The organism is Streptomyces bohaiensis, assembly GCF_012033785.1.
Taxonomy (GTDB): domain Bacteria; phylum Actinomycetota; class Actinomycetes; order Streptomycetales; family Streptomycetaceae; genus Streptomyces; species Streptomyces bohaiensis.
Window position 1 is genome coordinate 1 of sequence record NZ_JAAVJC010000243.1, and the last position, 7,058, is coordinate 7,058.

6 protein-coding genes are annotated in these 7,058 nt (G+C 76.2%); 2 read left to right on the forward strand and 4 right to left on the reverse strand.

Annotation, left to right across the window (positions count from 1 at the left end):
• Positions 1-138: 138 nt before the first annotated feature.
• Positions 139-846 (reverse strand): M15 family metallopeptidase, encoded by a 708-nt coding sequence (locus HCN52_RS19820; protein ID WP_168089810.1) that lies wholly within the window; start codon positions 844-846, stop codon positions 139-141.
• A 459-nt stretch (positions 847-1,305) separates the two neighbouring features.
• On the opposite strand from HCN52_RS19820, the gene HCN52_RS25990 reads away from it, so the two are divergent.
• Complete coding sequence (locus HCN52_RS25990) at positions 1,306-2,847, forward strand: MFS transporter (RefSeq protein WP_168089811.1); 1,542 nt, start codon at positions 1,306-1,308, stop codon at positions 2,845-2,847.
• 117 nt (positions 2,848-2,964) lie between these two features.
• Complete coding sequence (locus HCN52_RS19830) at positions 2,965-3,576, forward strand: DUF6461 domain-containing protein (protein WP_168089812.1); 612 nt, start codon at positions 2,965-2,967, stop codon at positions 3,574-3,576.
• Between the two features lie 70 nt (positions 3,577-3,646).
• Here HCN52_RS19830 and HCN52_RS19835 read toward each other — a convergent pair whose 3' ends face one another.
• The 3 genes from HCN52_RS19835 to HCN52_RS19845 all read right to left on the reverse strand — a co-directional run bounded on the left by HCN52_RS19835 (position 3,647) and on the right by HCN52_RS19845 (position 6,926).
• The gene (locus HCN52_RS19835; protein ID WP_168089815.1) at positions 3,647-4,492 is read right to left on the reverse strand and encodes an STM4011 family radical SAM protein; all 846 of its coding nucleotides are present in this window, start codon (positions 4,490-4,492) and stop codon (positions 3,647-3,649) included.
• A gap of 122 nt (positions 4,493-4,614) precedes the next feature.
• A complete protein-coding gene (locus tag HCN52_RS19840; protein ID WP_168089813.1) occupies positions 4,615-6,078 on the reverse strand; it encodes an STM4012 family radical SAM protein in 1,464 nt (487 codons plus the stop codon).
• Positions 6,075-6,926: an STM4013/SEN3800 family hydrolase gene (locus tag HCN52_RS19845; RefSeq protein WP_168089814.1), complete on the reverse strand. Its 852-nt coding sequence runs from the start codon at positions 6,924-6,926 to the stop codon at positions 6,075-6,077. Before HCN52_RS19845 ends, HCN52_RS19840 begins: the two co-directional genes overlap by 4 nt.
• Between the last annotated feature and the right edge of the window lie 132 nt (positions 6,927-7,058).

Consider the following 7,058-nt stretch of genomic DNA (forward strand, 5'->3'; position numbering starts at 1 on the left):
GGGCGGGACGGTCGGCGGTGGGGCGGCGGTCGGAGGCGGCGCCGCGGTCGGGCGCGGGGCGGTGGCCGGAGGCGGCGCACCCCGCGGCCGTCCGGCTCCGCAACCTCGCGAGCAACCGCTCGTCGGGGCGGGACGCGGTCACCGGACCACCGTCGCCTCGTGCACGTCGCCGGTGGCCGCCCCACGGAACCCACGGGGAGCCGGGTCCGTCGTGCGGGCGGCCGCAGCCGCCTCGACCGGCCCGTAGCGGGCGTGGGAGGCCCCGGTGGTGCACGCCCAGTAGCGGTCGCCGTAGCTCCAGTGCCACCACTCGGTGGGGTAGTTGACCAGACCCGCGGCGGACAGCGCCGTGGCGAGCAGCTCCCGCCGGGCGCGGGCCGCCTCACCGATGCCGGGGGCGGCGAAGAAGCACGCGCCGCGCGACTCCTCCGGGGTGGCGTCGAGCGCGCTGCCCATCCACAGCGGGCGGCCCGCCTCGTCCGCCAGCGTGATGTCCACGGCGGCACCGGCCACATGCGGGGCGACGGCCAACGGCGCCACGTAGCGGCTGGTCAGCCGGTGCAGTTCCTCCGCCGTCGCTGTCGGGCGCAGCGCGCGGAGCCGGGCCCCGTAGTGGTCGATGATCGCGCGCTGCGCGGCGGCCGGGCGGTACCCCTCGGCGAGGTACAGGCGCACCCCGGACGGCAGCAGCTGCTCCGCCAGCGCCAACCGGGCGGCCACCCCGGCCCGCACCAGGCGGCCGGGACCGGGCGGCGCGCCGGCGATCCCGTCGAGGGGAACGAGGGGCTCGCCGGCGTCCCTGACCGGGACGCGGGCGACTCGCAGGTCGGCGATGGAGAGCGTCATGCCGTCGACGGTAGGAACAGCCGCGCGGATCCTCCTCCCCCTGAGGTACCGGCCCCCTCAGCCGCGCGGCCACCGCCTCTGCCACCCGCCCCCGACCCGGCGGGCGGCAGTGCCGCCCGGGCACGGACCGGCGGGCCGCCGCGGGGCGCGACGGACGCGCCCCTCCGTGCGGGTGAAGCGGAGGTGCGGGCAGCGGGCGGGCGCTCCTGACCGGACCGCCGACGTCCGGGGGCCGGCCGCGGCCGACGCGTCGGGCGCCGCACCCCACCGGTCGGGCCCGACAGGACAGCGTCGGACCGCCGCCCGCGGACCGGCACAGCGCCCGGACCGCCGCCGAAAGCCACCGGCGCGCGCCCCGTCGTCCCGGCCCCGGGGGCGCACGCGTCGCGTGCCGGAGATCACGCCGCGGTCGTGGGAAAACGCTTCGCGGCAGCCGCCGCCGTGGAGGACGATGCGGACATGCGGACATACGGCGAGCTGCTCCGGATCCCCGGGGCACGGAGCTCGGTGCTGGGCGGTTTCCTGGGGCGGCTCCCCAACGGCATGCGCATCCTCGGATGCCTGCTCATGGTGTCGGCCACCACCGGTTCCTACGCGCAGGCGGGCCTGGTCACCGGCGTCATGACGGTCTGCCAGGCGATCGCCGCCCCCGCGCTCGGCAGGGCCGCGGACCGGCACGGCCAGCGCCGCCTGCTGCCGACGACCCTGCTCGGCCACGGCGTCGGGCTGGCCGCGCTGATCACGCTCGCCGTGAGCGAGGCGCCGCTGTGGACCCTGCTGGCGGCCGCCGCGGTCTCGGGGTTCACCTCCCTGCCGGTCGGCTCGCTGGTGCGGGCCCGCTGGGTGGCGCTGCTCGGCGGCTCACCCCGACTGCCCACCGCCTACGCCCTGGAGTCCGTCGTCGACGAGACGGTCTTCGTCATCGGCCCGCTGCTGGCGACGGCGCTGGCGATCTCGGTGCACCCGGCGGCCGGGCTGGTGGGCGCCCTGGTGCTGCTGACGCTCGGCACGGTGATACTGACCGTCACCGCGCCCCGCACCGCACCGGAGCGGGAGAGCACCGCGGGTGGTCGCGTCCGCGCGGTGCCGAGGTACGCCGGCATGCCGCTGCTGCTGGCGGTCTTCGTGCTGCTGGGCACCTTCTTCGGCATCATCGACGTCTCGATACTGGCCTTCGCCGAGGTCCAGGGAGCGCCGGGGCTGGCGGGGCTCCTGCTCGCACTGCTGGCCGTCGGCAGCCTGATCGCGGGCCTGGCGTGGGGCACCGTCAGCGCCTGGCGGATCGGGCTCCCGGGCCGCATGCTGCTGTGCGCGACCGCCTTCACCGTCTCGGCACTGCCGCTGCCCTGGGTGGACGGGCTGCTGCTCATGGCCGTCTGCATGGTGCTCTGCGGCGCGGCGGTGGCGCCGGCGCTCATCACGGCGTCCCTCCTCATCGAACGGCTGCTGCCGCGGGCTCGGCTCACCGAGGGCTTCGCCTGGATGTCGAGCGCCATCGCGATCGGCATGGCCGCCGGCACCGCCACCGGCGGCCGCATCGTCGACAGCGCCGGGCACGGGCCCGCGCTGGCGGTCGCGACCGGAGCGGCCGTGGTCTGCCTGATGCTGTCGCTCGCGGGGCACCGCCCGCTCGACGCGGCCTGCGCCGCGTCCCCCCGGACGTCGTCGGCCCACTCGCTGCCTGAGCCGGCCGCCGCGGCGCTCGCCGCGGTCGCCGACCCGGCGGACGGCGGAACAGCCATGGGCGACCCGGCGGGTGCGGCAGGTGGGGGCGAGCAGGCGGCGGCAACGGCTGCGGCCTCCGACGGCTTCGCCGCCCGGCAGGCTGGTGACGACGCGACGTCCGTGGTTCCGGCCGCCACGGTCGGGACGAGCGGGACGGGTGAAGGCGTCGCCACGGGGGTCGGCGCGGGTGCCGCGGCCGGCGCTCCGGGGCGCGCCCCGGACGGCGACGGGGACGGGCGACGCCCCGACCCCGGCCCGACCGCCGCACCGCGGTAGCGCGGTAGCGCGGTAGCGCGGCCGCCGGACGCCACCGCGGTGTCGGGGGCCACCCGTAGCGTGGCGGGCCCGGGGCAAGAGGCGTCCGGCTCCCACCACGACGGAAGGCACCGCGCGATGATCCGACCGGCCCTGGCCGACTGCGTCCCCCTCGACGTTTTCGGGGTCACCTGTGTGCGTGGCCCTGCCGGCGCCGAGGTGCTCGACCGGCTCGCCGCCGGCAGCGGAGCCACATCCCACCCGCGCTGCACCGCGCAGGAAGCCCTCGACCGGTTCGGACACGGCCCCGACCGGCCTGCCGTGCGGGTGTGCGCCCAGGGCGCGTGGACCTTCCTCATCGATGTGGCCGGCCACGGGCTTCTGACCGAGCCGGCGGAGACCTCCCGGCTGTCGGTCGGCGGTGAGGCCGTCTCGGTCCACAAGGTGCTGGACGGGCACACGGTCGTCTCCCATGCCCATGCCGGCGTGCTGCTGGCCCACATCGACGCGTGGGCCGTCCACCTCACCAGTGGGGCGGATCCCTTCCGCATGAACCGCGCCCTGGCCACGGCCGGCTTCTTCCGGTACGGCCAGGACCTCTGGAGCGAGGAGCACGACGAGGAACCGGAGGTGCCGTCGGTCGCCGCACTGATGGCTTTCGAGGAGGAGTTCGGGGCCCGCCTGACGCCCGGGACGGCCGCGGCTCCGCTGCCGACGGTCGACCTGACTCACCTGCGCGCGCGGGCGTGACCCGTGGCGGATCGGGCGCACGGCACCGCGTCCCCGATCCGCCGCCGCAGCGGCACCGGCCGGTCGAACGTCACCAGCCGGCGGGGATGCGCTCCAGCACGCCGCCGGCGAAGACGTCGTACAGCGGCAGTGTCTCCAGGTGGACGTAGCCGATGTGGCAGTCGCAGACCTGCGACGGGCAGGTACGTGGGCGCAGCGCTGCGCGGTAGCTGCCGTCGTAGAGGTTGCCGAGTTCCTCCCGCACGAAGTGGCAGCGGCGCACGGTGCCGTCCCCGTCGACGGATATGACCGACTCTCCGGTGCGGCAGGGCCGACCGGCGCTGGGGTGGGCGTGGCGGCTCCAGGAGAACAGCGGGTCGACCGCCGCCCACTCGGCCGCCTCCGCGTCCGTGTACTGGTGGCCCTCGGCGGCGTTGATCCACAGGTAGACCTGTTCCGGCAGCTCGGTGCGCAACCGGCGGGCGGCGTCCAGGTGCTCGGGCAGGCCGACCACGCCGACGCTGTGCCGGACGCCCTCCGCGGCCAACCGCCGGCTCTTGGCGACGAACCGCTCGAACGGCGTCTGACCCGGGTGGTAGGTGCACCACAGCGCCAGGGTGTCGAGGTCGGCCTCGGCGGTCCAGGCGGTGCGCCCGCCGAGGTTGGTCTGGATCGCGACGCGGCGGATGTGCGGCAGGTGCGACAGCTCGGTGAGCGCCCGCCGGTACCAGGACCGCACCAGCCCCTCGCCCCACGGGGTGAACAGCAGCGAGAGGCGGTCCCCGGTGCGGGAGGCGGCCCACCCGGTGAACCGCTCCAGCGCGGCGCGGTCGGCACGGAGCTGCTCCGTGGAGTCGCGCCGCTTCGCGAACGGGCAGTACGGACAGTCGTAGTCGCACGAGGCGAGCGGCCCCCGGTAGAGGACGGTGAGGTCGATGCCCGTCGCGGCGGGGCCCTGACCCGCCTCGGCGGCGGGGCGGGCGGGCGCCGGGCAGTCGGCGGCAGGGCGGTCGGTGGCAGGCGGCGGGCCGAGCGCAATCGGGGGGAGGTCGACGGCGTTCATCGCTGCTCGTAACTGTCCATGGCGGAGCGCACCGCCGGGGAGAAGAGTGCGGGCCCGATGGCGTCGGAGTGGGCCAGGCCCTCCGGGGTGAGCCGCAGCGTGCCCCCGGGCCGGTCTCCGCCGGCGGCCGGCGGCGCCAGCCACCCCCGGTCCTCGAACCGCGCCAGCTCCGCGGGGAAGTCCTCCCGGGGGTCGGTGCCGAACCGGGCGCGGTACTCGGCGAGATCCATGCCGTCCGCCTGGAGCAGCGACTGGAGGAGATGCCGCCGCCTCGCCTCGCCGGTGTCCATCCAGCGGCCGACCTCGGCACGGCCGAACTCCGCGGCGGCGACGTACGCGTCGATGATCGACCGGATGGCGGGCATCGCCACCGCGTAGCCGAAGGAGTAGTGCAGCCGCGAGGTGTAGGAGCGGGCGCCGCACCCCAGGCCGACCATGCCGTCCGTCTGGCAGGCGTAGTCGTCGTCGCCGGTCGCGGGGGCGTCGATGCGCCGGAACTGCCGCATCGACGCCTGGCGGTAGCCGGCGGCGAGCAGCCGGTCCCGGCCGTGGCGGTAGAGGCGGAGCCGTTGCTCGTCCCAGTCCGGGTGCGGCGAGGCCCCGGCGGCGTGCGAGGGGCCGAGCGCGCTGCCGGGCCCGCCGGCACCGTCCGGCCCGCGACGGCCGAGGCCGGTGCCGGGGCGGACGTACAGCGGATAGAGGTACAGCTCCTCCGGGCGCCACCGCAGCGCCGCGTCGAGGGAGGCGTCCAGGCTCCGTTCGGTCTGCCCGTCGATCCCGTAGATGAGGTCGACGTTGAGGGTGGGAACGCCGGCGTCCCGGATGTGGCCGAGCGCCGCCTCGACCTCGGCCCGCCGCTGCGGCCGGACCGCGGCCCGGGCCTCCGCCTCGACGAAGCTCTGCACGCCGATGCTGACCCGGGTGGCGCCGCGGTCCGCCAGGACGGCCATCCGGTCGGCGGTGGCCGTCGACGGGGAGGTCTCCACCGACAGCGGGATGTCCGTGAGCGAGGCCCCCATCCGCAGCTCGGCGATGTCGCAGAGCCGTTCCAGCTCCACCGCGGTGAGAAACGTCGGCGTCCCCCCGCCGAACGCCGCCGTGGCGAAGCGCGCACCCGGCTCCAACGCCTCCCGGACCGCCCCCGCCTGGCGCTCCAGGGCGTCGAGGTAGGCGGTGGTCATGCCCTCGGGAGCGCCGATCCGGGTGAAGAGGTTGCAGAAGCCGCAGCGGACCTCGCAGAACGGGATGTGCGCGTAGAGGGAGAGTGCGTCCTGCGGCTCGCCCTGCCACAGTTCCCGCAGGGTCGGCCGCTCCGGCAGCGGCCGGTACGCGGTCTTGTGCGGGTAGGCGTAGACGTACGACTGGTACGGGCTGCCGAGCTCCGCCGTGCGTGTGGCGTCGTGGGCGGCATCGCAGGCGGGGGGCGTGCCCGCGCCGTCGACGGACGTGGCTGTGCTCATGGTTCCTCGGTTCCGAAGGTGTCGCCGTCCTGGAGCGGGCCGTCCGCCGGGCCGGGCAGCGAGAAGTGCGCGTAGGGCACCGTCCAGACCACCGGGTGGCCGATGCGGTGACCGGTGTGGCCGTCCTCGCCGTAGGCGGTGCCGTGGTCCGAGCAGACGATGGTGAAGCAGCTGCGGCGCGAGGACATGGCGGCGAAGAGCCGGCCGATGTGCCGGTCCACGTACTCCAGGGCGGCGGCGTGGGTGGCGCGGCTGTCCCCGGCGGCCTCCGTGGCGCCCGGGGTGTGGAACCAGTTCGGCTGGTGCAGAGCGGCGACGTTCACGAACAGGAACAGCCGCTGTTCCGCCGGGACCCGCGCCACCAGCCGCTCCGCGCAGGCGACCTGTGCCTCGAAGGACTCCGGTGAGGCCACCCCGAACGACCGCTCCCAGTGGCTCTCCTCGAACAGGGCGGGCAGCACCGTGCCCAGCGGCCCCTGCTTGTTGAAGAAGCCGACACCGCCGATGCAGGCGGTGTGGTAGCCGGTGGCGGCCAGTCCGCCGACGAAGTCGGGGGTGTCGTGCACGAAGGTGCGGGACGCCGTCGTCTCGCTGCCGGCGAACCGGGCGGCGAAGAGCCGGGGGTGGGTGCCGGGGGCGGCGGGCGTCGGCAGGAAGCCGGCGAAGATCGCCTGGTGGGAGGCGTAGGTGAAGCTGCCGGGGGCGTGCCGCTCCTCCCACACCCCGCCGGGGAGGTGGCGGGCGAGGTTGGGTATGCGGCCGGCCGCGGCCAACTCCACCGCGACGTCGTACCGGAGGGTGTCCAGCGTGACCAGGAGGAGGTCGTCGCGGCCGACGATCTCGTTCATGTCGGGCCCCTCGGGCTCCGGCCCGCGCGGTTCGGGCCGCGGTGGCCCCCCGGCGGGGAGGGGCGCCGACGCGTGGCTGCCGAATCCGGCGGGGCGGGGCGACCGCGCGGGCGACGCCGCGCGGTCGAAGAC